At 36.8% G+C, this 26,431-nt stretch carries 19 protein-coding genes; 13 read left to right on the top strand and 6 right to left on the bottom strand.

What is annotated here, in order from left to right; all coding sequences use genetic code 11:
* The first annotated feature begins 152 nt into the window (after positions 1 to 152).
* On the top strand, positions 153 to 3,284 hold the full coding sequence (locus tag DF947_RS03345) for a SusC/RagA family TonB-linked outer membrane protein (RefSeq protein ID WP_109928244.1): 3,132 nt from the start codon (positions 153 to 155) through the stop codon (positions 3,282 to 3,284).
* An 11-nt stretch (positions 3,285 to 3,295) separates the two neighbouring features.
* Positions 3,296 to 4,903, top strand: coding sequence for a RagB/SusD family nutrient uptake outer membrane protein (locus DF947_RS03340; RefSeq protein WP_109928243.1), 1,608 nt, complete (start codon positions 3,296 to 3,298; stop codon positions 4,901 to 4,903).
* A 456-nt stretch (positions 4,904 to 5,359) separates the two neighbouring features.
* Here DF947_RS03340 and pdxH read toward each other — a convergent pair whose 3' ends face one another.
* Positions 5,360 to 6,010 carry a pyridoxamine 5'-phosphate oxidase gene (pdxH, locus tag DF947_RS03335; protein ID WP_109928242.1) on the bottom strand — a complete coding sequence of 217 codons (651 nt, stop codon included), beginning with the start codon at positions 6,008 to 6,010 and terminating at the stop codon, positions 5,360 to 5,362.
* Positions 6,011 to 6,056: 46 nt separating this feature from the next.
* Between pdxH and DF947_RS03330 the strand changes: the two genes are divergently transcribed.
* Positions 6,057 to 6,620 carry a YqgE/AlgH family protein gene (locus DF947_RS03330; RefSeq protein WP_109928513.1) on the top strand — a complete coding sequence of 188 codons (564 nt, stop codon included), beginning with the start codon at positions 6,057 to 6,059 and terminating at the stop codon, positions 6,618 to 6,620.
* 82 nt (positions 6,621 to 6,702) lie between these two features.
* Here the strand turns inward: DF947_RS03330 and purE are convergent, their stop codons facing one another.
* Both purE and DF947_RS03320 read right to left on the bottom strand, forming a co-directional pair.
* The gene (gene purE / locus DF947_RS03325) at positions 6,703 to 7,185 is read right to left on the bottom strand and encodes a 5-(carboxyamino)imidazole ribonucleotide mutase (protein ID WP_109928241.1); all 483 of its coding nucleotides are present in this window, start codon (positions 7,183 to 7,185) and stop codon (positions 6,703 to 6,705) included.
* Between the two features lie 53 nt (positions 7,186 to 7,238).
* Positions 7,239 to 8,378 carry a 5-(carboxyamino)imidazole ribonucleotide synthase gene (locus DF947_RS03320; protein WP_109928240.1) on the bottom strand — a complete coding sequence of 380 codons (1,140 nt, stop codon included), beginning with the start codon at positions 8,376 to 8,378 and terminating at the stop codon, positions 7,239 to 7,241.
* Positions 8,379 to 8,688: 310 nt separating this feature from the next.
* Between DF947_RS03320 and DF947_RS03315 the strand changes: the two genes are divergently transcribed.
* A complete protein-coding gene (locus tag DF947_RS03315) occupies positions 8,689 to 9,879 on the top strand; it encodes a BaiN/RdsA family NAD(P)/FAD-dependent oxidoreductase (protein ID WP_109928239.1) in 1,191 nt (396 codons plus the stop codon).
* 438 nt (positions 9,880 to 10,317) lie between these two features.
* Here the strand turns inward: DF947_RS03315 and DF947_RS03310 are convergent, their stop codons facing one another.
* Positions 10,318 to 11,034, bottom strand: coding sequence for a hypothetical protein (locus DF947_RS03310; protein ID WP_146202868.1), 717 nt, complete (start codon positions 11,032 to 11,034; stop codon positions 10,318 to 10,320).
* A gap of 235 nt (positions 11,035 to 11,269) precedes the next feature.
* Here DF947_RS03310 and DF947_RS03305 point away from each other — a divergent pair, with 235 nt between their 5' ends.
* Positions 11,270 to 13,465 (top strand): B12-binding domain-containing radical SAM protein, encoded by a 2,196-nt coding sequence (locus tag DF947_RS03305; protein WP_109928512.1) that lies wholly within the window; start codon positions 11,270 to 11,272, stop codon positions 13,463 to 13,465.
* An 85-nt stretch (positions 13,466 to 13,550) separates the two neighbouring features.
* On the opposite strand, the gene DF947_RS03300 is transcribed toward DF947_RS03305, so the two are convergent.
* Both DF947_RS03300 and DF947_RS03295 read right to left on the bottom strand, forming a co-directional pair.
* The gene (locus DF947_RS03300) at positions 13,551 to 16,778 is read right to left on the bottom strand and encodes an amidohydrolase family protein (RefSeq protein WP_109928237.1); all 3,228 of its coding nucleotides are present in this window, start codon (positions 16,776 to 16,778) and stop codon (positions 13,551 to 13,553) included.
* 15 nt (positions 16,779 to 16,793) lie between these two features.
* Positions 16,794 to 17,762 (bottom strand): PDDEXK nuclease domain-containing protein, encoded by a 969-nt coding sequence (locus tag DF947_RS03295; RefSeq protein ID WP_109928236.1) that lies wholly within the window; start codon positions 17,760 to 17,762, stop codon positions 16,794 to 16,796.
* A 115-nt stretch (positions 17,763 to 17,877) separates the two neighbouring features.
* On the opposite strand from DF947_RS03295, the gene DF947_RS03290 reads away from it, so the two are divergent.
* The 8 genes from DF947_RS03290 to rplT all read left to right on the top strand — a co-directional run bounded on the left by DF947_RS03290 (position 17,878) and on the right by rplT (position 26,422).
* Complete coding sequence (locus DF947_RS03290) at positions 17,878 to 19,770, top strand: RecQ family ATP-dependent DNA helicase (protein ID WP_109928235.1); 1,893 nt, start codon at positions 17,878 to 17,880, stop codon at positions 19,768 to 19,770.
* A gap of 71 nt (positions 19,771 to 19,841) precedes the next feature.
* Positions 19,842 to 21,149, top strand: a complete 1,308-nt coding sequence (locus tag DF947_RS03285; protein WP_205940725.1) for an MFS transporter — start codon at positions 19,842 to 19,844, stop codon at positions 21,147 to 21,149.
* A gap of 21 nt (positions 21,150 to 21,170) precedes the next feature.
* Positions 21,171 to 21,908 carry a (Fe-S)-binding protein gene (locus DF947_RS03280; protein ID WP_109928233.1) on the top strand — a complete coding sequence of 246 codons (738 nt, stop codon included), beginning with the start codon at positions 21,171 to 21,173 and terminating at the stop codon, positions 21,906 to 21,908.
* A 121-nt stretch (positions 21,909 to 22,029) separates the two neighbouring features.
* Entirely contained in the window at positions 22,030 to 22,938 is a 909-nt protein-coding gene (locus DF947_RS03275; protein ID WP_109928232.1) for a hypothetical protein, read from the top strand.
* Between the two features lie 321 nt (positions 22,939 to 23,259).
* Entirely contained in the window at positions 23,260 to 25,185 is a 1,926-nt protein-coding gene (gene thrS / locus DF947_RS03270; protein WP_109928231.1) for a threonine--tRNA ligase, read from the top strand.
* A gap of 15 nt (positions 25,186 to 25,200) precedes the next feature.
* Entirely contained in the window at positions 25,201 to 25,770 is a 570-nt protein-coding gene (gene infC, locus DF947_RS03265; protein ID WP_109928230.1) for a translation initiation factor IF-3, read from the top strand.
* A 29-nt stretch (positions 25,771 to 25,799) separates the two neighbouring features.
* On the top strand, positions 25,800 to 26,000 hold the full coding sequence (gene rpmI, locus DF947_RS03260) for a 50S ribosomal protein L35 (protein ID WP_109924531.1): 201 nt from the start codon (positions 25,800 to 25,802) through the stop codon (positions 25,998 to 26,000).
* A 77-nt stretch (positions 26,001 to 26,077) separates the two neighbouring features.
* Complete coding sequence (gene rplT, locus DF947_RS03255; RefSeq protein ID WP_025144714.1) at positions 26,078 to 26,422, top strand: 50S ribosomal protein L20; 345 nt, start codon at positions 26,078 to 26,080, stop codon at positions 26,420 to 26,422.
* Positions 26,423 to 26,431 lie beyond the last annotated feature (9 nt).

Genomic DNA, 26,431 nt, shown 5'->3' with positions numbered 1-26,431 from the left:
AACTGGAAATCCTCTCAAGTTTTCCGCACGATGAATTTTTCTACTAATCATTTTGCTTGCGCTTGTGGCAGAACATTTTTAGTTCGGCGAAGCCTTGCTGTGATTAATTCTTCAAATATATTATTAACTATTTAAACTAAAATTAAATGTAAATGAAAAGAAAACTACTAAAGTGTGTGTTGCTCTTTATTGTTTTGCTGGTAACGAAGGTATCGGCACAAGAAAGAACTGTTACCGGTGTGGTAACCGCAAAAGAAGATGGTTTGCCATTACCGGGTGTGAGTGTGAAAATTGCCAACACAAAAAATGGAGTTTCTACAGGTGCTGATGGAACTTACTCTATCAAAGTAAATGGAAATGCTGTAATTCAGTTTTCATCAATTGGTTATGTTATTCAAAATATAACAATTGGTAAGGCTACAAAAGTGAATGTTTCGCTAACATCCGAAGCAAAAGCGCTAACAGACGTAGTGGTAATTGGTTATGGAACAGCGAAAAGAAAAGATGTAACGGGATCTGTAGCCAGTATTAAAGGCGAAGATTTGGCAGGAAAACCTGTAGCCAGTTTTGATCAGGCTTTGGCTGGAAAAGTTACCGGTGTTCAGGTAACCAATTCGAGCGGGATATTGGGCGCTGGTCCGAGAATTAGAATTCGGGGTACAAACAGTATTTCATCAGGAACAGATCCTTTGTATGTAGTTGATGGAATGGTAATTATATCAAGCGGATCGAGCAGTGTGGCTTCAATAAATCCATTGGGTGATATCAATCCTAACGATATCCAAAGTGTAGATGTTTTAAAAGATGGTGCCGCAACCGCTATCTATGGATCGAGAGGTGCTAATGGTGTAATTATCATCACTACAAAAAAAGGTACAAAAGGCCAAACCAAGGTAAATTACAATTCGTGGTTTGCATGGGCGAATGTAGCTAAGCGTTTCGATTTGTTAAATGCGAATCAATTTGTAACTATTGCCAATGAAAAACTTGCCAATTCGGGAACAACAACTCCACAGGCAGTTTTGGCAACAGATGCTAGCGGAAATGTAATTGATACAGATTGGCAGAATGTTGTGTATAACAAAGATGCCTTTCAGCAAAATCATAACATTTCATTTAGTGGCGCTACAGATCAATCGAATTATTACTTCTCTTTAGGTTATGCAGATTTGAAGGGTATTATAACGGCAAATAGCCAAACCAAATATCAGTTTTCTGGTAAGTTTGAGCAAAAAGCTTTAAGCAATCGACTTACCTTTGGCATGAGTGCCACAGGTTCTTATGTAACCAATTTTGGATTAAACTCTGGTACAAGTTCATTATCTGGAAATGTTGGAAACGCCATTAGGGCATTACCTAACGTTGGCGCCTTTAATGCAGATGGATCATATAATTTAAGTTCGGATAATGCTCGTTTGGGTAAAGGAGCCAACTTAAAAGAGATTGATGATAACTATACCAACATTAAATACGTATTGGATCATAACATTTTTAGAAACCAAACCTTTACACTTTTAGGAAACGGATTTGCCGATTTAAAAATTATCGATGGCTTAAATCTTCGCTCGCAAATTTCTACAATGAATATTTTTGGCGAAGATTATCAATATTTAGATCCTTTACATGGCGATGGTGGGAGTGCAACGAAAGGTTATGAGTTGCAACAGTATATCCCAAGATTTAGATACAGCTGGACCAATACCTTGAATTATTCAAAAACAATTGGCGATCATTCATTCGGTGCGGTTGTAGGTATCGAATATCAAAAATCGAAAGACAGATCATTTTATGCCAGCGGATCACAGTTATCAAGTACTTTCTTCAGCGGAGAAAACATCATCAGTAATTCATTAACTCAATCTACTTATGGTATTGGTGGCGGTGTTTCAGAAAATGCTTATAAATCGTATTTCGCCAGAGCAAATTATGCTTATAAAGATCGTTACTTAGTTTCCGGTACTTATCGTATCGATGCGATTTCTTCACTTCCATTGGGTAATCAAAGTGCAAAATTGCCTGGTGTTTCAGTAGGGTGGAGGGTTTCTCAAGAAAGTTTTATTAAGGATAGCGAATCTTTAAAGTTTATTAACGACTTGAAAATCCGTGGTGGTTATGCTAAAACCGGTAATACAGATATTGGCAACTATCCATTTGCAGGAACCTTTGGTGCAGCAACTTATGGCGTTCAAAGTGGATTAGCCTATACTCAGGTTGGAAATAGTTCATTAAAATTTGAAACCAGTGGGAAATATGATGTTGGTATCGACGCAACACTTTTTGATAATCGCATTACCATAACTGCCGATTATTTTAAAAACAACATCGATAATTTGATTTTAGCTGCGCCAACGGCACCTTCGTTGGGTGTTCCAGGAAACTCGATTAACCAAAACGTTGGTAAAATGTACAATAAAGGTTATGAGTTTGCGGTTAGTGCAGATGTTTTAAGAAGTACACCATTTAAGTGGAATACATCGTTCAACTTAACATTAGTTAAAAATCAAATTACTCAATTATCAAACAACAACTCTGATATTACTTACACGTATAACATCAACAGAGTTGGAGAATCAATCGGTACGTTATATGGTTACGAATATGCAGGCGTAAATGCTGCCAACGGTAATCCATTATATGTTAAGGCAAATGGGCAGGTAATTCAGGGAAATATTGCCAACCAAACGTACTATAATTATGATCCTGCAAATCCAACTGCTTTAACTACGGCCACCACATTATCTGCTGCAGATAAAAAGATTTTGGGTCAATCTAACCCAACCTATTATGGTGGGTTCGTAAACAACTTCAGTTACAAAGGTTTCGATTTAAATATTAACATGGTTTTTTCTGGTGGCAACAAAGTGATGAATATTACCCGTCAGGAAAGTTTGTTAAATCAGAAATTCTTAAATAACGGAGCTGAGATTTTAAATAGATGGACAACCGTTGGACAGGTAACCGATGTGCCTAAATTATATTACGGTAGAGATGCTTTTATCAATTTAACTTCTAGCACAGTTTCTCGTTTTGTAGAAGATGGTAAGTTTATTAGAGCTCAGGATATTGTTTTGGGCTATTCGTTCCCAACTTCATTAACCAATAAAATTAAACTCAGCAGACTACGCATTTATGCTCAAGTGCAAAATGCATTTGTAATTACGCCTTACTCTGGGTTAGATCCTGAATTAAATTATAGCACATCAACCAATAGCCAGGCTGGTTTAGATTACAATACAAATCCAAAAGCTAGAACGTTTTTGGTTGGTTTAAATGTTGGATTTTAAGAATACACGATATGAAATTTTTTAATATAAAAAATAAATTGGCCTTTGGGGGATTGCTTTTAACCCTGTTAACAGTATCATCCTGCCAAAAATATACAGAGTTAAATCCCATTAACTCCTTATCAGAAGCAACAGCTTTTGATACCCCAGCAAACATAGAACTGGTTGCCGCAGGTGTTTACAATACCGCTGCTGTAGGTTCTTATAACGGAGGTTCGGGTAGAGGTTATCCATTTGGTGCCGCTTCGATAGAACAAGGTGAAATGAGGGGAGAAGACATGGTGAATCTGGCGACTTTTTACCAGATTACTTATGAATCTACTTATACCTCTACAACGGCAAACAACATCAACCTTTGGAGTAATTTGTATGCTCTAATTAATCAGTGTAATATTTTAATTGCTGGGGTAGAAGCTGCGGCTGCAAAGGGTACAATTACTACAGCAGTTTCTACTCAATATGCTGCAGAAGCTAGATTTTTGAGAGCCTTGGCACATCACGAACTGGTGATCAATTTTTCTCGCCCTTACGTTGATGGAAATGGAAGCAACATTGGAATTCCTTACCGTACCGTTGCCGTAAATTCTACAGATGCAGTTTCAGCACAAATCCAGGTACCAAGAGGAACCGTAGCAGAAGATTATTCTAAAATTTTAGCGGATTTGGATTATGCAGAAGCGAATTTGCCTGCTACCCGATCTACTTATGCAATTACTAGAGCAACTAAAGGCGCTGCAATTGCATTAAAAACCAGGGTAAAACTTCATATGAATGATTTTGCTGGAGTGATTACTGAAGGTGCAAAATTGGGTACATCGGCAACCACAGCACCATTTACAAGTCCAATAGGTAATTATGCCTTAACGGCTTCTCCCGATGGACCATTTACGGGTTTCAGCAATAATACAGAGTCTATATTTTCTATCGAAAACAGTGCCGCTGCAAACGGTGGCGTAAATGGAGCTTTAGCCAACATGTTTGGGCCAGCCAGTTTAGGTGGCCGTGGATTGGTAGCCACAAGCCCAAATTTGTATAACGCCTCTTTTTGGGTTACTGGCGATACAAGAAGAACTCTGTTGCAGATTCAGCAAACTACAACAGGTGCAAAATATTTCTTTAACTACAAGTTTAGAGATTACACAAACAAAACCGATTATGCACCAATAATTAGATATGCTGAAGTTTTGTTAAACGTAGCCGAAGCTTATTCTAGAACTACAGCTTTAGATACAAGAGCATTAACGCTTTTAAATGCGGTTAGAAACCGTGCTGTGCCAACAGCAAGCCAATACACAATTTTAAGTTTTGCATCACAAAATGCTTTAACCCAAGCCATTTTAAACGAAAGAAGAATTGAGTTTGCTGGTGAGGGCAGAAGATGGCCAGATATTACAAGGCTTTCTCAAGATGCAAATTTCCAGGTTGCTGGCGGAGGAATTCCTGCTAAAATCTTAGTAACAGCCTTAAGCGGAACAGGATCAAATTGGGATGCGGTTTTAAGACCTACAACTGCAGCTGCTAAAGCTGCAATTGCCTATAGCGATTACAGATACATTTGGCCTATTCCAACAGATGAGTTAAATGCCAACCCAAATATTGCTCAAAACGCTGGCTACTAAGCTTAGCTGTTTTTGATTTTAAAGTCGAGGTGAATAACAAATTCTTTAAAAGGAGTTTGGTATCTGCCTCGGCTTTTTAATTTTTTAAACATTCTAATCAAAAATTTAGATGCATTTTCTGCTTAATTATTAGTGTATAATATGCTGATTTTCAAATTAATAAAGTTAAAAAATGTTAATACGGATGTTAATTTTTCTTAATTTAAATTTCGTCGAGACATACCAATTATTCATCGATACAACTGTTAGAATGCAGTTTTTTTAGAGGATTTTTGATCCATCAAGAAAACGAAATAACCGTTTAATTGATCCTGACACAGAAAATATACCGCAAAGATTTGAACAATCGAAGCGTTTTTATAAAAGTACTTCCTAGTAAATTTAGGTTAGTTAATGATTAGTTAAAATAAAGGTCTTGCTGGATAGCTGACCTTTATTTATTTAAAGGCATTTTAATTATGGTGCTAATCTGGTTTTAACCCATTCTTTTTTAACCCACTCGTAATTTATTCTATCATGTAATCGGCTTCGTCTTCCTTGCCAAAATTCGATTCTTGTTGGCTTAACAATATAACCACCCCAATGTGCCGGTTTGGCAACCATTTTATCCTCATTTTTTTTACTGAAATCTTCAAATCGTTCTTCTAAAAAAGCCCTATTGGGTACAATCTGGCTTTGTGGAGAAACAATAGCACCGATTTGGCTGGCTTTAGGGCGGGTTAAAAAGTAAGCTTCAGAAGTTTCTTTATCTAATTTTTCTACTGATCCTTCTATTCTAACCTGTCTTTCTAGTTCCGGCCAAAAGAAAACCAGGCAAGCGTAGGGATTCCTTTTTAATTCTTTTCCTTTAGCACTTAAATAATTCGTGAAAAAGCGAAAACCATCTTCATCAACACCTTTAAGCAAAACAATTCGGGCATCTGGTCTTCCAGATTTATCTGCCGTTGCTAAAGTCATTACATTGGGCTCGTAAATTTTGGCCTCAACGGCGTGGTCAAACCATTTTTTAAATTGTGTAATCGGATTGTTATCTACGTCAGCTTCATCTAACGTTGCGCTTTTGTAATCTTGGCGCAGGTTTTGTAGAAATTCATTTGTAACTTGCATTTAACAAAAATAGGCATCTTTTATGGTGCAACAAATGATAATTATCATGCTGAACAATATAAAACCTAAAACAGGCCGATTACTCATCTCAGAACCCTTTATGGCCGATCCGAATTTTAAGCGATCTGTTGTTTTATTAACGCAACATGATGATGATGGTTCCGTTGGTTATATTTTAAACCAAATTGGCAACTTAATTTTAAGCGATATTATGCAAGATTTGTGGGAGGGAAATAACCACATTTATTTCGGTGGCCCCGTAGCAACAGATACGCTTCATTTTATTCATAGATGTTATGATAAGCTTCAAAGTGGCGAGCCTATTGGAAATGGTCTTTACTGGGGCGGAAATTTTGAAACTTTGAAAATTTTAATCAATACCAATGCGATAAGCGAAGAGGAAATTAAGTTCTTTATGGGATATTCTGGTTGGGATGACGGGCAATTGGATAGAGAATTAGAGCAGAACTCTTGGATGGTAAGCGATGTTTCGAACCCGGATATTATTTTTAATGTTGATGATGAAAAACTTTGGCGAGATGTGATTGTAAATTTGGGTCCGAAATATGCCCATGTAAGTAATTTTCCATCAGATCCGAGTTTGAATTAAACTAGTCGGAAAGTTAGAAGTCGGAAGACCGAAGTCATGGCGTTTAATTAATACGTCAAATCATCGGACTGCCGACTTCGGACTAAAGGCCATCGGCACTTTCCTCAACTTTTCTTCTCAACTCATCTTTGTAAGCTTGCATTTTTTCCATCAAAGATTCATCAGCAGTTGCTAAAATTTGAGCAGCCAGTAAACCAGCATTCTTAGCCGCGTTTAAAGCTACAGTTGCTACAGGAATACCATTTGGCATTTGCAAAATGGATAAGATACTATCCCAGCCATCAATAGAATTTGAGGATTTTACTGGAACACCAACAACAGGTAGCGTGGTAATTGATGCCACCATTCCAGGTAAATGCGCAGCGCCACCAGCACCAGCAATAATCACTTTTAAACCTCTGCCTTGTGCTTCTTTTGCATAATTAAACATCCGTTCTGGAGTTCTATGAGCAGAAACTACCGTAATTTCATAGTCTATCCCAAATTCTTTTAATACATCAGCCGCATCTTGCATAACAGGTAAATCAGATTTGCTGCCCATTATTATTCCTACTTTCGCACTCATTATATTTGTTTTAACTTTAAATCCTTGTTCCTTAATCCTTGTTCTTTGCTCGTCTAAGCAATTACTTTCAATGTTCTTTGTACATATCTAGCCTTTTCAATGGCCTTTTCTCTATCAATATCAACAATGGTTACGTGACCCATTTTACGGAATGGTTTGGTATATTTCTTGCCATAAAGATGAACGTAAACACCGTCAATAGCTAAAATCTTCTCTAAATTTTCGTATTTCGCCACACCCTCCGAACCTTTTTCGCCCAATAGGTTTATCATAATGGCATTGGTAATGCTGCTTGTATCGCCCAATGGCAAATTATAAATCGATCGTAAATGTTGTTCGAACTGCGATACATAATTGCCCTCTATTGTTTGGTGGCCACTATTGTGTGGACGAGGGGCAACCTCATTTACCAGAAGTTCGCCATCTTTACAAACAAACATTTCAACGGCTAAAATACCAGTAATGTTCATTGATGAGGCAATGTTTTTTGCGATATTTTCTGCCTTTTGTTGCAAGCTTTCCGCAAATGTAGATGGAGAAATCAAAAACTCAACCAGATTCGCTTCTGGATTAAATTCCATTTCGACCATTGGAAAAGTTTTCATATCACCGTTTGAATTGCGAGCCACAATAACCGCAACTTCTTTTTCAAAATCAACCAGTTTTTCGATAATACAAGGCGCATCAAAAGCTTTATCTAAATCGGATGCATGATTGATTTTCATTACGCCTTTACCGTCGTAACCATCTTTTCTCAACTTTAATATATAAGGAAAATGGAAGTGGCTATTCTCGATGTCCTCTTTCGTATTTACAATTTGAAAAGGAGCGGTAGGAATATCATTTTCCTTGAAAAATTGTTTTTGAATACCTTTATCCTGAATTAATCGAATTACCCTTGATTGTGGAAAAACCATCTTTCCTTCTTTCTCGAGTTGTTCCAAAGCCTCAATATTTACTTTTTCAATTTCGATGGTAATGATATCTGCTTTTTTACCGAAATTGTAAACCGTATCGAAATCTGTTATCGAACCATTTTCGAAATGGTTTGCGATGTGTTTGCAAGGCGCATCAGGGTCAGGGTCTAAAACTAAAGAAGTTACGTTGTAATTTATGGCTTGCTGAATGAGCATTCTGCCCAATTGTCCGCCACCTAAAATGCCCAGTTTTAATTCGCTAATCTGTTTTGCCATTAATAAGATAGATTTTTTGAAACGCAAAAATAGCAAAAAGAAGATGGATAAAGGAACAATGGTTAATTTGTATCATAAGTTTTTTGAAGCGCAATTACACCGCAGTTATGAAAATCAGTCCCGCTTTACGTTACAAGTTTTTTTAACTTCTGTCATGCTGAGGTACGAAGCATCTGTTTCATAGGTTGCAGATGCTTCGTACCTCAGCATGACAATCTATTTATAGTTGCTACACCAAAAAGCTTTCCACTGCAATCGGGGCTATTAAAACAAGTCGCTACTATAAACCTAAAACTTCTAACTTTGCCAAATGAATGCTGATGCAATAATTATTGGTGCAGGTGCTTGCGGATTGATGTGTGCGGTACAAGCCGGCTATTTGGGTAAAAAAGTAATTGTACTTGAAAAGAACGAAAAACCAGGTGCCAAAATTCTGATTTCGGGCGGTGGTCGTTGTAATTATACCAACCAGTTTGCTTCTGCTGAACAATTTATCTCTGCCAATCCTCACTTTATTAAATCATCATTTACCCAATGGACAGTTGACGATACCATTATCTTTTTTGAAACTTATGGCATTCAAGGCAAAGAAAAAACATTAGGACAATTGTTTCCTGATGATAAAAATGCGAAGGATGTGGTTCAGGTTTTCACCTCCATTTGCGAAGATTTTGGTCAGGAAATTCGATGCAATGCCGATGTTAAAGATATTGAAATCCTACCCGATGGTTTCAACGTTACTTATGAAAAGAATGGTAAAAAGATTGTTTTAATGGCTGAAAAGCTTGTTATTGCAACAGGTGGATTACCAATTCCAAAAATGGGTGCAACAGATTTTGCCTTACGATTTGCCCGTAAACACGATTTAAAAATTATAGAAACGGCTCCGGCATTAGTTCCTTTAACCATTACCGGAAAAGATGAAGATTGGTTTGCCCAACTTTCGGGCAATTCGGTTTTTTGCGAAGTAAGTAATGATGAAATTTCTTTCGAAGAGAATATTTTGTTTACACATTGGGGCTTAAGCGGACCGGCGATTTTACAGATCTCATCCTTTTGGCGAAGAGGAGAAGTGATTAATCTGAACTTGTTGCCACATCACAATATAGTTTTACTTTTGGATGAAGAACGAAAATCAAATGGGAAAACCCTTTTATCTACTTTACTGAATCGGTACTACACCAAGAAATTTACGGATGCTTTAGGAAAGTTTTTACCTTTGGGCAAACCTGTAGCATCATTAACCAAGATAGAAATAGATTTAATTGAAAGAACAATCCACGAGTTTAAAGTTAAACCTGCAGGCGATAAAGGCTATGACAAAGCCGAAGTAATGCGTGGCGGGATTGACACCAATGAAATTTCTTCTAAAACCTTAGAATGCAAGAAAATTCCAAATCTTTTTTTTGGAGGCGAATGTCTGGATGTTACGGGCTGGTTAGGTGGTTATAATTTTCAATGGGCCTGGGCCAGCGGTTTTGTAATAGCGCAGAATATTTAGGTTATATCCAGTTCTCAAATATTGCTTAACTTGAACATATGAAATTACTTTTTTTTATTGTTGTTTACTTTGTGCTTTCCTTTTTTGCACCCATAGTTATACTGTTTATATCGTTCTGGTCTCTAAACGTCTTTAACAATGTTTCTTTTTCCGTCCTTTTTATGATACTAATATCATATCTAACTGCAGCCATTTATTATCAATTATCGGCAAAAGTGTCGATAAGTCTGTGTGAAACGAATAAAACGGGTTATGCTCTTTCATGTATAATTATTTCAGCATTAATTCTAATTCATTCTTTATTTAAAACATGGTTTGATGACGGATTCATAGGATTGCATAATTTTGAATGGCTCTTTAAAATATATTATTCGTGCATTTTAATCATTTTTTTTACGACAATGTCTTTTAACATATTGAGATATTCAAAAAGTTCATCTACAAATAAATATTGGGCATAATTTCCCAGGCCCAAGGTTTTTTAAACGTTTTAAAAGTTCTTAATTGAGAGAAATACAAAACTTCGCTTGTTTTGCGATTTGCCACATCTCTTCTGTGCAAATTACCAACAGTCGTAAATAACTCGCGGGTTTTAAAATCATAAACCCTTTCAGTCATGTCGCCTGTATTTTGGTTGAAATATAAGTTTATTGCACTGGTTAGAAACCAATCTTTGTTTTCGAATTTAAAAGTATAACCCATTTCCCAACGCCATTCGGCACCGCCTTGAAAGCGTAAATAAAGTTGTTGGTCTTTAATTCCGATTTGATTTAGCGGGTCGCCGAGTTTTCCACCCTCTTGAGAACGTAAAATAAAGTCGTTGTTTTGGGTTGATAAACGATAAATCCCTGAGGATTTATCTTTGAAAAATAAAGCTAAAATTCGTGGTTTCTGTGTTTCCTTAATGATTTCGCTATCGTTATCTCCATAAGTTCTGGTTTCATCTGTAATTTTATTTGATTCAAAAATCATAGCTAAATCTTCACTTCCATCATTATTTAAATCGCCGTTTGCAGTTTCAATTACCGTCCAGTTATTAGGTGTAAGTTGCTCAATTGAAGTTCCTTGCGCCTTGACTTTAGGGAAAATAAACGGTTTTTGAGCAAAGCTGATTTGTGCCAGGAGCATCAGAAAAAAGAGACTAAAAACTTTCATTCGGGTAGAAAACGGTATTGATGTAGTTATAAAACGCTTTGATTGGCGATTTAGTTTAAATGTACTTTCGAAGAGTCGTCCTTTCTACTGAAACGTAGTAGAATGGAGAAATCTTTGAATTGAAAACCTGTTACAAAGATTTCTCGGCTTCGCTCGAAATGACGAATCTTTTATGGTAGTATTAAAAGTGATTAATCTTCTAAAATTCCCTTACTTTTGCAGAAAAAAATTCCTTTTGAAAACCGAAATCTTTGCCATTACGCCACCATTTACCCAACTGAATACCCCATATCCAGCAACGGCGTATATAAAAGGATTTTTGAATACCAAGAATATATCTTCAAGCCAAGCCGATTTGGGCATTGAAGTGATTTTAGAATTGTTTTCAAAAAAAGGATTGAACGACTTATTTGCCGTAAATAATCAGAGGCCATTAAGCGATAATGCGAAGCGAATTTTCGCTTTGAAAGATGAATATCTTAAAACGATTGATGCGGTAATTGCTTTTCTTCAAGGGAAAAATCCAACCTTGGCACTCCAAATTTGCGGCGATGATTTTCTGCCGCAGGCATCTCGCTTTGCGCAATTAGAAGAATTAGATTGGGCTTTCGGAGCAATGGGAACGCAGGATAAAGCGAAACATTTAGCGACGCTTTATCTCGAAGATATTTCTGATTACATTGTAGAATGTATCGATGAAAACTTTGGTTTTAGCCGATATGCTGAACGCTTGGGAAGAAGCGCAAATTCTTTTGACGAACTTTATAATGCATTATACCAACAACCAACATATATTGACAATATTTTAATTTCAGTTTTAAAGGATAAAATAGAAGCTATCCAACCGAAACTGTTTTTAATTTCTGTTCCTTTTCCTGGAAATTTATACAGTGCCTTTCGTTGTGCGCAATGGGTAAAAACCAATTATCCTGAAATTAAAATTTCGATGGGAGGCGGTTTCCCAAATACCGAATTGCGTTCACTTTCTGATAAGCGTGTTTTTGAATTTTTTGATTTCATTACTTTGGATGATGGCGAATTGCCAATTGATTTGCTGATCCAAAACATTAGCGGATTTGTGCCTGCAGAAATGCAAATGTATAAACGTACGTTTTTGCTCGAAAATGGAGATGTTGTATATAAAAATGATTCATTTAGAAAAGATTATAAACAAACAGACGTTGGAACACCCGATTATACAGGTTTACTTTTGGATAAATACATTTCGGTAATTGAAATTGTTAACCCGATGCACCGCATGTGGAGCGATGGACGATGGAACAAATTGACCATGGCGCATGGTTGTTATTGGGGAAAATGCACTTTCTGCGATATTTCTTTAGATTATATTAAGGTTTACGAGCCCGTTCAGGCTAAGCAAATAGTTGATAGAATTGAAGATTTATATGCCAAAACAGGTCAGAACGGTTTTCATTTTGTTGATGAAGCAGCGCCGCCGGCCTTGATGCGTGAGGTAGCATTGGAAATCATCCGCAGGAAATTGGCCGTAACTTGGTGGACAAATATCCGCTTTGAAAAAAGCTTTACTGCAGATTTATGTTTGCTATTAAAAGCTTCGGGTTGTATTGCGGTTTCTGGTGGCTTGGAAGTGGCATCAGACCGTTTATTAAAACTGATTGATAAAGGCGTAACGGTTGAGCAGGTGGCAAAAGTAACCCGTAATTTCACGGCTGCTGGTATTATGGTTCATGCATATTTGATGTATGGTTATCCAACGCAAACCATTCAGGAAACAGTTGATAGCTTGGAGATGGTTCGTCAGTTGTTTGAGGCAGGTGTTTTACAATCAGGTTTTTGGCATCAATTCGCTATGACGGCACACAGTCCTGTGGGCATGTACCCCGAAAGATTTGGTGTGGTTAAAGAAACTGAAACGATTGGAAGTTTCGCCAATAACGACATAAATTATGTTGATAAGACTGGTATCGACCACAATAAATTTAGTTACGGGTTAAAGAAATCCCTATTTAATTTTATGCATGGAATTTGTTTAGATTATGAATTGCAGGATTGGTTCGATTTTAAGATCCCAAAAACTAAAATCCCAACTGATTTTATTGAACGTGCTTTAAATGATGATAATCATTTCAATACAAAACCAACTGCAAAAGTAGTTTGGTTGGGTGGAAAAGCTTCCATTGAAACATACACGAAATCTAAAAAAGGAAATTCATGGGAAATGGCTTCGCTAACTTTTCACGATAAAAAACAAACTTTCAGCATTCAAACCAGTAAAAGTGAAGGTGAGTGGTTGATTTCATTTTTGGAAAAAACCCACATTTCAAATGAAAAAGTTTACAACTTTGCTGAGGTAAAATCTGATTTCGAATCCAAGATAGAAAACTTTGAATTGTTCTGGTACTCTAAACCAATAAATACTTTAAGGGAATTTGGATTGTTGGTTTTATAGAAACTAACCATATAAGGAATGTAAGAAAATATAAGACTTTGAGCTTAAATGAAGCTTACATTCCTTACATGGTAAAGCAACTAATTTAATCGCAATGTGGAACAGTAAAAGTCCAAGTTTCCGATTCTCCTACAGGAACGATATAACCGTTTCCTTTCGCATTTTCGAACCACAATTTGTTGCGCAATTTTTCTCTAGTTCCTACTTCGTTTAGCGTAGCGCTATCGTAAAGTCGACCATTAATCATAACATATTTAATCTTTTCTGAATTTCGGATATCATCTAATGGATTCGCATCCATAATAACCAAATCCGCAAGTTTGCCAATCTCTAAAGATCCTATTTCCTTATTCATTCCTAAATAAGAAGCGCCATTTAATGTTGCTGCTCTAATGGCCTGAAGGGGAGAAAATCCACCCTGAACCAGCATCCATAGTTCCCAATGTGCACCCAAACCCTGAATTTGTCCGTGGGCGCCTAAATTTACTTTTGTACCGCCATCTGCAATCTGTTTGGCTGCCTTTGCAATGTCAATATGGTTATAATCGCTATACTCTGAAGTTGTTCTACGTCTCGCTCTCGAATCAATTATGGAACGTGGAGTATAAGTCATTAGCTTCTCGTTTTCCCAAACATTCGTCCTATCATACCAATAATTTTCACCCCATTGGCCACCGTAGGCAACAATTAAGGTTGGTGTATAGCCAACCTCGGTACTGTTCCAGAAATTTATAACATCTTTATAAACTGGTAAAACCGGAATACTATGTTCAATCCCGGTATGCCCATCGGCGATCATGTTCATGTTGGTAAAAAATGTTGAACCACCTTCAGGAACCACTTCCATTTTCAGCTGTCTGGCCGCTTCCAATATTTGTTGGCGTTGCTCTCTTCTTGGCTGATTGTAAGATTTAACTGAAAATGCACCTACAGCTTTTAACCTGCGAAGATTTGCCAAAGCATCATCTAAACTATTTATTACCACTTTAAAATCGCCATCTGCTCCATACAAAATCGAACCTGTTGAGTAAACTCTTGGCCCGACCATTCTACCGGCTTTTAACATTTCGCTTTGACTGAAAACCATTTCTGTATTGCTAGAAGGATCATGAGAAGTTGTAACTCCAAAAGCCAAGTTTGCCATATAACTCCAATCTGCCTGTGGCGTAATTCCATCAGGACTGGTGCGTAGATGCGCATGAACATCAATAATTCCTGGCATTATGGTTTTTCCATTTACATCAATTACTTTGGCATTTGCCGGAATGGTGATTGCATCTGCTTTGCCAATTGCTGTAATTTTATTTCCATCTGTTAAAATTGTTCCGTTCTCAATTACTTCATCACCTTTCATCGAAATAATCCGTGCTCCCTTCAAGGCAATTATTCCCGTCGGAACATCGCTTTTTAAGGTTAAGTTTATATCTGTTGATGAAGCTTCTGTTTTTGGTGTTGTTCCATCAAAATTAAAGGCACCATTTACATCAACCGTGAAGTATTTTGGACCTAACGTCCAATGTAAATATCTACTATCTGCACTCCATTGTATATAAGTTCCGCCATCGGTGGTTACTTTTGCTACAGGAATTGATTTATTGCCCGCAGAAGCATCTTGAGCTGTTCCAACGTTAATCATCGGTGTGATGTAAACATTAAAGAGCTCATTAAATGCCAACCACTTATTGTCGGGGCTAATTACAAATTGATTAGCATATTGAGATGTGAAATGTGTTCTTTCATTAGCGCCATTTAAATCTATACTCTTTAAAGCCTTTTTCCCGTCAGCATAACTTTGAAAATAAATTCTGGTATCGGTATTGTTAAACTGTGGTCTGATTCCATTTTCTGACACCAAAATTTTAGAACCACCATTTGCTGGCATAACAAAAATTCCTGTTCCTCTGCCATAATTATAACCTAAAACATCATTTCCACTACCTTTTCTGAAAACAATTTTATCGCCTTTGGTAGAGTATTGTGGCGAATAATAAAAACCTTTTTCATCGCTTAGCGTAATGGTTTTGCCAGATTTTAAATCCGCTCGTTTAATGGCACCACGCAGCTCATCACTCCATGTTGTAAAGATTACAAATTTACCATCAGGACTAAAACTCGGTTCGAACTCAAAATCTAAACCATTGGTTAGTCTCTCTGGGGTACCGTTTGGCATTTCCTGCTTATAAAGATAACCAGCTGCGTTAAATACAATCGTTTTTCCATCTGGTGATGTTGTTAACTGTCGCAGCATTTTTGCAGAAAAATCATTACTGAAAACCTGTTGTTCGAAATGCAAAGCCTTTTGAACGGTTTGAATGGTATTCGCCTGAAACGGAATATCGCTGTTAATTAGCGTTCCAACTTCTGTCTTTCTGATTTTTCCTTTAGCATAAAAAACCAGGGCTTTGCTATCTGGTGTCCACGCAAAGTTTGGATAAACTCCAAAAATTGCCCAAGTTTCTTGCTGATCGTGAGATAAATCTTCATTCACCGGCCATTCTTCGCCAGTTTTAATATTCTGAACGTAAAGTGTCGATTTTAAACGAACGCGTTTTACAAAAGCAATTAAATTTCCATCCGGAGAAACCTGGGGTCTGCATGCACCGCCTTGTTCGTTAATTAAAGTTGTTAATTTTCCAGTTGTTAAATCTAATTGACGAATGGCGTAAATGGTTCCATTTGGATCTTTGCTATATTCGAAATTAGGTCCAGGACTTACATCTTCACTGAAATATAAAAACCTCCCATCTGGAGAAACATTTGGCTCTCCTGCATCTTGTTGGTCATTTTTTCGTTTTGTAAGCTGTACGCCATCGCCACCGTTTATGCTGTACATCCACATTTCGCCTGCCCCTAAAGATCGGCTTGCCGTAAAATGTTTCCGAGCAACCAAATATTCGCTGTTGGGCATCCAAGTGGCATTATTTAATAATCTAAAGCTTTCTTTGGTAACCTGCTTTTTGTTGGAACCATCCCGGTTCATAATCCAGATATTGTCGCCACCACTTTTATCGCTGGTATAAGAGATGTATTTTCCATTGGGGCTAAATCTGGGTTGAACATCCCAGGCGATGCCACCACTAATTAATTTTGCAACACCTCCGCTAAAAGGCATTGAATAAATATCGCCAAGCAAATCGAAAACAATTTCTTGTCCATCAGGGCTTACGTCGAGATTCATCCACGTACCTTCATCCGTATTTACGTTGATGGTTTTTGTAGTACCTTGATATTTTTCTACGTCCCATTTCTTTTCTTGGGCATTTGAGGTAAGAACTATAAGTAACAGAGCGGAAAGTATGTAGAGTTTTTTCATTAACGACTTTAATAATTATTTAAATAATTCGTGAATTTTTCTTTGCAATAGTTTTTTATCTGGAAGTTGGGTTTTGTATTCTGAAACGAGTGTTGGTGATAAGCTTCTGCTTAAAGAATATTCAACAACTTCATTGTCTTTATCTTTACAAAGCAAAATGCCAATGCTTGGATTTTCGTTCTTTTTCTTAACATCCCGATCTAGTGCTTCCAAATAAAAATTCAGCTGTCCTAGGTGTTCAGGTTTAAATTTGTCAACTTTCAATTCAAATGCAACTAAACATTGCAATCCTCGGTGATAAAAAAGTAAGTCAATATAGAAATCGCTATTTCCAACCTGAATTTTATATTCTTCGCTGATAAACAGGAAATCTTTACCAAGCTCAAGAATGAAGTTTTTCATTTCTTGAATTAGTCTTTTTTGTAAGTCACTTTCATTATGTGGTTCTGGAAGATTTAGAAACTCGAACACATAACTATCTTTAAAATTGCCTTCAATCTCGGTATGCATTTCTCTCAACACTGTTGAGAGTTTTGTGTTTCCAATAATTGTTCTTTCAAATAAACCAGCTGAAATTTGTCTATCTAACTCGCGAAATGAATAATTTTCCTTTTTTGATAATCTTAAATAAAATTCTTGCTCCTCAATTGTACTGCATCTTGAAAAGATAGCTAAATTGTGCGACCAGCTAATTTCCCTCAATAGTGGCGAGAGTTTTGGAACATCTTTGTAAGTCTCATAAAACTGTTTCATGCGCCACAAATTCTTATCAGAAAAACCCTTTAAACCTGGTTCAGTTACAGCTAAGAACTCTGCCAATTGTTTTACAACAGATTGGCCCCATTCTGCATTTTTAATTCGAATGTGAATGTATTCGCCAATGTTCCAATAAAGATTAATTAGTGTAGAATTTACAGTTTTTAGGGCAATCGTTCTTGCATGTTTAATTAAGCTAACAATATCTGAAAATTGTGTTTCTAACATTTAATCTGTCTTATTTAACAAAGTTAACAATCTTTCTTAAAGATAATTTTTTCTAAATCCAGTAATAATAGATGGCGATTTTAGATTAAATGTATAGTTTTGATACTGCCGATTTATGACAGCAATAGAGATTTTACAAAAATATTGGGGACACTCAGCTTTTAGGCCCTTACAACAGGATATTATTACTTCGGTTTTAGAAGGAAATGATAGTTTGGCACTTCTTCCAACTGGAGGTGGAAAATCTATTTGTTTTCAAGTGCCCGCATTAGTTAAAGAGGGCATTTGTATTGTAGTTTCTCCACTAATTGCTTTGATGAAGGATCAGGTTGAAAATCTTAAATCAAAAGGAATTGAAGCGATAGCCATTTACGCAGGAATGGGGAAGCGCGAAATCGATATTTTACTCGATAACTGTATTTATGGTAAAATAAAATTCCTTTATTTATCGCCAGAGCGGTTGCTTTCTGATCTGGTTCGAACGCGGATTTCTTACATGAATGTTAATCTTATCGCAGTTGATGAGGCACACTGTATTTCTCAGTGGGGTTATGATTTCCGTCCTCCATACCAGCAGATTGCCAAACTGAGAGAGATCCACCCCGATGTTCCGGTTTTGGCATTAACTGCAACAGCCACAGAATTTGTTCGAAAAGACATTTTGAATAAGCTTGAAATGAAAGATCCACAGATTTTTGTTAAAAGTTTTGCTCGAGATAATTTGTCTTATGTTGTTTTTAATCAAGAAGATAAATATAAAAAACTGATTGATATTTGCAGAAATGTAAATGGAACAGGACTGGTTTACGTTCGCAACAGAAGGGAAACTGCAGAGGTTTCTAATTTTCTTAATCGCAACCAGATTAAGGCTGATTTTTATCATGCCGGTTTAGAACGTGATCTGAGATTTAAAAAACAGGAAGAATGGAAGCAGAATAAAACCAGAATTATGGTGGCTACCAATGCCTTCGGTATGGGAATAGATAAGGCCGATGTTAGAACCGTTGTCCATTTAGATTTGCCCGAAAGTTTGGAGGCCTACTATCAGGAGGCAGGAAGAGCCGGTAGAGATGAAAAACGAAGTTACGCCGTTTTGTTGGCCAATCAATCTGATGTTTTGAGTTTGGAAGCAAGATACATTAATAGTTTTCCTTCGAGTGATGACATTAGAAAAACCTATCATTATTTAGGTAATTATTTTCAGTTGGCTTTTGGCGCCGGAGAAGGATTAACTTTTACTTTCGATATAGCCGATTTTTGTAAACGATTTAATATTAGTGTTTTAAAAACGATTTCTTCGTTGAAATTTTTAGAGCACGATGGCTATATTACCTTATCAGAAAGTGTTTTCCTGCCCTCAAGAATGATGTTTGTTGTAAGTCATGAAGATGTTTATCGCTTTCAAATAGAAAATAAAGCTTATGATAATGTAATTAAAACTATACTTCGTTCTCATGGTGGCGCATTTGATGGTTTCGTAAAAATAAATGAAGCAGATTTAGCGAAGAAAATCGGAATCTCCTACAAAGATGTAATCGCCTTGCTAAATAAATTGCAGTCGATAGAAATGCTTACCTACATTCAGCAAACAGATCAGCCACAATTGCAATATGTTCGCCCGCGGGTAGATATGGATCACTTCGATGTCGATTTTAAGTACCTCGAACTAAGAAAAGAAATCCTGCTAAAGCAAGTCAATGCTGTTGTTGCCTACGCATCATCGCATATTTGTAGAAGCATTCAGTTGCTTAATTATTTTGATGAACACAACGCTACAAAATGTGGGGTTTGCGATGTTTGTTTAGCAGAAAAGCGAGCCCAAAATGAAAATCAGATTAACGATCAGCTCGATTTCGAAATCATTTCTTTGTTACAGCAACAAGCGTTAGGCTTAGATGATCTGGTATCCAATATTAAAATCGGAAATGAAAATGATAGGATAGAAGCCATCCGAGAATTATTAGATGCCGGCAAGATAAAATCTGATGGGAAGAAGTATTATCTTTAGCCAGTGTTTGGTTAATTTATTTAACAGTTAACCAACTAACCACATCAAACCGTTAACCGCTTTAAATACAAATGATAGAAAAAGACAATAAGAAAACCATCCGCTCCTGGGCTTTTTTCGATTGGGCAAATTCTGCCTATAACTTGGTTATTACTTCAACAATTTTTCCGGTTTACTATGTTGCCATTACCACAACAAAAGAACATGGAGATGAGGTTACATTTTTTGGCAAAACCTTTATAAACACTGTACTCTCTAATTATGCATTGGCCTTTGCTTATTTGGTAATGGTGGTTTTGTTGCCAATATTATCTTCCTATGCCGATGCAAAGGGGAAGAAGAAATTTTTCATGAAATTGTTTACCTACATTGGCTCGTTTGCCTGTATGGGTTTGTTTTTCTTCAAATTAGAAACTTTGGAAGCGGGAATTATTTGCTTTGTTTTGGCTGCAATGGGCTATGTAGGTGGCGTAATGTTTAACAATGCTTATTTGCCAATAATTGCTTCAACAGAAAATCAGGATAAGGTAAGTGCTCAGGGGTTTTCGTATGGCTATATCGGAAGCGTAATCTTGCAGTTGATATGTTTTGTATTTGTACTGAAACCAGAAATTTTTGGCATAACCGATAAATCGCTACCAGCTCAAATTTCTTTTCTTTTAGTTGGTATCTGGTGGTTCTTATTTGCGCAAATTCCTTTTAAGGTATTGCCCAAAGATGTGCCTAATACAAGTTTTGTTGGTGAAGGTATTATTAAGGTTAGCTTCGGCGAATTTGTAAAGGTCTGGAATCAGTTAAGGAAAATGAAGTTTTTAAAAACCTACTTAATTGCCTTCTTTTTTTATTCGATGGGTGTGCAGACCATTATGCTAGCTGCAGCAGGTTTTGGTGCAAAAGTGCTAAAATTAGAATCTGGAAGTTTAATTGCGGTTATTTTAATCATTCAATTGGTTGCGATTTTAGGCGCATGGCTAATGTCGCTTTTGGCAAAGAAATGGGGCAATGTAAATGTTCTTATAATTGTTGTATTGGTTTGGATAGGATGCTGTATTTATGGTTATTCTATTGTTAATGAATATCAATTTTATAGTTTAGCTGCCATAGTAGGCCTAATTATGGGCGGAATCCAATCATTATCTCGATCTACGTATTCTAAACATATTCCAGAACACACCACAGATACTGCCTCCTTTTTTAGTTTTTACGATGCCACCGAAAAATTAGCCATTGTTATTGGGTTATTTAGTTTTGCTTCGATAGAAGGGCTCACACATAATATGCGTCAATCAATCATCGCATTGGCTTCATTTTTTATCGTTGGCTTAATCTTTTTGGTGCTTTTACGAAAAATCGAACGCAAAGAATTGCTAAAATCGTAAGTTTGTAGCCTGAAGATTATTATGAAAGTAGAATTATTTGTGCCCTGTTTTGTCGATCAATTATATCCAGAAACCGCTTTTAACACTTTAAGATTATTAGAGAAATCTGGTTGTAAGGTAGAATACAACTCAAAACAAACTTGTTGCGGTCAGCCTGCTTATAACGCTGGTTATTGGGATGAAGCAAAAGAAGTGGGGACAAAGTTTTTAAATGATTTTACCGAAAATACCTATGTGGTCGCACCTTCAGCATCATGCGTAGGAATGATTAAAAGTGGATATAACGATTTGTTTACCAATACAATCGTCCATAATAAATGCCGTAGTTTGCAATCGAACATTTGGGAACTTTCTGATTTTTTGATTCACGTAGCCAAGAAGGATTATTTCGGAGCCGAGCTAGAAGGAAAGGCCGTTTATCACGATTCTTGTAGCGCATTAAGGGAATGCAAGATTAAGGATGAACCTCGTCAGTTACTCTCAAAAGTGCACGGATTGGAAATGCTGGAAATGGAAGACACCGATATGTGCTGCGGTTTCGGTGGAACCTTTGCTGTTAAGTTCGATGCAATTTCATCGGCCATGGCAGAGCAAAAAGTTAATCATGCGTTGGCTCAAAAGGCAGATTACATCATTTCGACGGATTTATCCTGTCTCTTACATCTTCAAGGCTATATTGATAAGAATAATCTCCCGATTAAAACAATGCACATAGCAGACGTACTTTGTAATGGCTGGCTAGAAAGTACCGAATACTAACAGTTTTTTTACGTCTGATTGCTAGAGATTTAACACAAATTAACAAGCTTTACGTTTTATCTGCAATACCTTTGTTAAACCTTTTTGCAAGTTTAGTCTCTAATCAATAAAACAACATATAATGAAAAAATTAATTTTTGCTTTAATGAGTATTTTCTCAATTGTATCCATAGCTGATGCACAAAAGAAAACCTCTGGAGCTATACAATTTGAAACAACGGTAGATCCTGCTGCTATGGCATCTGCAAGTGGTATTCAGTTAACTGATCAGCAGAAAGCTAGAATGTCTTCAGCTGTTAAGACAAATTTCGAGTTATTATTTACGGCAACTAATGCAAGTTATATGCCAGTAGAAGAAGTTGAGGACAGTAATGGCGCTGGTGGGGGTGGAAACGGAGGCGGAATGGGTCGTATGATGATGCGTTTCGGTGGCGGTGGTGGTAATCGTGAGTATTACTATACCTTCGCAGATCAAAAACTTACAGAGGTTTTCGATTTAAACGATACAACTTATTACATGCCGAGCAAATTAACATTATCTACAAGTGGTCCGATTGGATCTATGAGAATGGGTGGGAACAGAGCACCTGGCGATACAGCAAAAGCTAAACCTGTTGCACCGCCAACTATCGAAATTGTTAAAACAGATTCGACTAAAAAAATTCTTGGTTTTACCTGTAAGCAGGTTATCGTAAGATCAACCAGAGCAATTAAGCTTTTGGATATGGATAAGAATGTTGTTGAAGAAACCAAAATCTGGTACACAAACGAGTTGGGCTTCAACTTTTCTCCAAATCCTAACATGTGGACAGAAGGAACCGTTCTAGCTATTGAAGGTAGAGGTAATAGTTCTATTGCGAAAAGCATTGAATATAGAAATGTAAGTGCAAAAGATGTTACAGCCCCTAAAAAAGCTAAATTAATTACCGAAGAGGAATACAAAACTAAAATGGAAAACATGATGAAACGTTTTAGAAATAACAGACCTCCGGGTGGTGGTGGACAAATAAGAACCTTCGGAATGAACTAATTATTCATTCAAGCAATATTTAAGCCTGCCCATTAATTTGTGCAGGCTTTTTTTATATCGACTTACGAAGTTTCAAGGGAAAGTGTGATGGGAAACTTTGCAAGTCTTTAATTTACAGATACTCTTGTCAGGCCTTTTAAATTCTATAAGTTAAATTGTATCACGATTATACACATTAATTGTCCAAATTTTAGCCAATCAAATAACTTTCGCTATCTTTGCGCCAAATAAAAATCACTTTGTATGTGATTTAGAATTCACCATATTTTTAAACCGTTCCAAAGTTTTAACAAAGGATTAGGAACAAAATCATAGTTGTAGATGATTAATATTACTTTACCTGACGGCTCCGTTCGTCAGTACGAAAAGGGCACTTCTGCCCATCAAATTGCATTGTCAATTTCCGAAGGTTTAGCTCGAAACGTATTAGCCGCAGAAGTTAATGGTCAAGTTTGGGATTCAACCCGTCCAATCGAAGAAGATTCATCAGTGAAACTTTTAACTTGGAACGATGCGGAAGGCAAAACAACTTTCTGGCATTCATCCGCCCACTTAATGGCCGAAGCTTTAGAAGCGCTTTATCCAGGAACTAAATTTGGCATTGGCCCAGCAATTGAAACAGGTTTTTATTACGATGTAGATTTTGGAGAGAAAGAATTTTCTTCGGATGATTTCAAAGCCATAGAAACCAAAATGATTGAGCTGGCTAAGCAAAAAGAAACCTTTACTCGCGAAAGTGTAAGCAAAGCTGATGCAATTAAATACTTTACCGAAAAAGGTGATGAGTATAAATTAGACCTAATTGATGGTTTGGAGGATGGAAAAATTACTTTCTATACTCAAGGTAAATTTACCGATTTATGCCGAGGTCCGCACATTCCAAATACTGGTTTTGTTAAAGCCGTAAAACTGATGAACGTTGCCGGCGCTTATTGGCGTGGTGATGAAACCAAAAAACAGCTGACCCGTATTTACGGTGTAACTTTCCCTAAAGCAAGTGAACTTACTGAGTACCTTGCGATGATCGAAGAAGCGAAAAAACGCGATCACCGTAAATTGGGGAAGGAGTTGGAATTGTTCATGTTCTCAGAAAAAGTAGGTGCTGGTTTGCCAATGTGGTTGCCAAAAGGAACTGCCTTGCGTGAGCGTTTAGTTAATTTTTTAACTAAGGCACAATCAAAATCTGGTTACGAGCAAGTGGTTACTCCACATATTGGAAATAAAAATTTATATGTTACTTCAGGTCACTGGGATAAATATGGTAAAGATTCATTCCAGCCGATAAAAACTCCACAAGAAGGAGAGGAGTTCTTCTTAAAACCGATGAACTGTCCTCACCACTGTGAGATGTATAAATTCAAACCACGTTCTTATAAAGATCTTCCGGTTCGTTTCGCAGAATTTGGTACTGTATATCGTTACGAACAAAGTGGCGAGTTGCATGGTTTAACTCGTGTGCGTGGCTTTACCCAAGATGATGCACATTTGTTCTGCATGCCAGAGCAAGTTAAGGATGAATTTAAAAAAGTAATCGATTTAGTGCTTTATGTATTTAAATCTTTAGGTTTTGAAAACTATACTGCTCAAATTTCGTTAAGAGATCCAGATAACAAATCTAAATATATCGGTTCTGATGAAAACTGGAAACTTGCTGAAAGCGCAATTGTAGAAGCTGCCGAAGAAAAAGGTTTAAATACAGTTGTAGAATATGGTGAAGCAGCTTTTTATGGTCCGAAGCTAGATTTTATGGTTAAGGATGCTTTAGGTAGAAAGTGGCAGCTGGGAACTATACAGGTAGATTATAACTTGCCAGAACGTTTCGAATTGGAATATACCGGTAGCGATAATTTAAAGCATCGCCCAGTGATGATTCACCGTGCACCGTTTGGCTCTTTAGAACGATTTGTTGCAGTTTTAATTGAACATTGTGCCGGAAATTTCCCTTTATGGCTAAGTCCGGAACAGTTTACAATTCTTCCTATTTCAGAAAAATATGAAGATTATGCAAAAAAAGTTTTAGATGAGCTAAATAATTCCGATATTCGCGGGCTGATTGACTTTCGAGATGAGAAAATCGGTCGCAAAATCCGTGATGCGGAAGTTAAAAAAATCCCTTACATGCTCATTATCGGCGATAAAGAGATGGCCGAAGGAAAAGTTTCGGTTCGTAAACATGGTGAGGGAGATTTAGGCGAAATGACGTTGGAGGAATTCAACAATTTATTAATAAAAGAAATAACAGTTTAATTAAATAGTACAAATTTGGCATTAGGAAGACCAGGATTTAACAGGGGACCACGTCCACCTTTTAAGAAAAAAGAAGCAGAACATAACATTAATCAGTTTATTAAATCGCCCGAAGTGCGTTTAGCTGGCGATAATGTTGAACCAGGGATTTATCCTTTGGCTAAAGCTTTGGCGCTTGCTGATGAACTGGAATTGGATTTGGTAGAGATTTCTCCAAATGCAGTACCACCGGTTTGTAGAATTATTGATTACAGTAAGTTTGTTTACGAGCAGAAGAAAAAGCAGAAAGAGATTAAATCAAATGCTAAACAAACTGTAATTAAGGAAATTCGTTTTGGTCCTAATACAAATGACCACGATTTTCAGTTTAAACTAAAACATGCAATAAGCTTTTTGGAGAATGGTGAAAAAGTTAGAGCTTATGTGCATTTTAAAGGTAGAGCAATTGTTTACAAAGAACAGGGTGAAATTTTATTATTAAAATTTGCTCAGGCTTTGGAAGATGTTGGGAAAGTAGAGTTGTTACCTAAGTTAGAAGGTAAACGTATGTTCTTAACAGTTGCGCCTAAAGTAGCGAAAAAATAAAAATAGGTTTATAAATTAAAAAACAGGTTATGCCAAAAATGAAAACCAATTCCAGTGCTAAAAAGCGTTTTTCGCTTACTGGAACAGGTAAAATCAAAAGAAACAACGCATACAAAAGTCACATCTTAACAAAGATGAGCACTAAACGTAAACGTGCACTGGGTCAAACAAGTCTAGTTTCAGACGCTGATTTAGGAAACGTTAAACGTATGCTTTGCATCGGAAAGTAATTTATTAATTTCACCAGGTATCAGGCTTTAAAGTTTCCGATTAAACGGAACGCCGCTTGCCAAAAAACAACAACAACATGCCACGTTCGGTAAACGCAGTAGCTTCGAGAAGAAGAAGAAAAAAAATCCTTAACCTTGCAAAAGGTTATTGGGGAGCAAGAAGTAAGGTTTATACTGTTGCTAAAAACACAGTAGAAAAAGGTTTGCAATATGCATACCGTGACCGTAAAGTTAAGAAAAGAGAATTCCGCGGATTATGGATCCAACGTATTAATGCAGGTGCTCGTCAGCACGGTATTTCTTACTCTCAGTTAATCGGTAAACTAGCTTCAAAAGAAATCGGTTTAAACCGTAAAGTATTAGCTGATTTAGCAATGAATCATCCTGAAGCTTTCAAAGCTGTAATTGATGCAGTAAAATAGAAATTCTCG

Source organism: Pedobacter paludis (assembly GCF_003173575.1).
Taxonomy (GTDB): Bacteria; Bacteroidota; Bacteroidia; order Sphingobacteriales; family Sphingobacteriaceae; genus Pedobacter; species Pedobacter paludis.
Note: the sequence above shows the minus strand (reverse complement) of the source record. Positions and strands in the feature narration are given on the sequence as shown.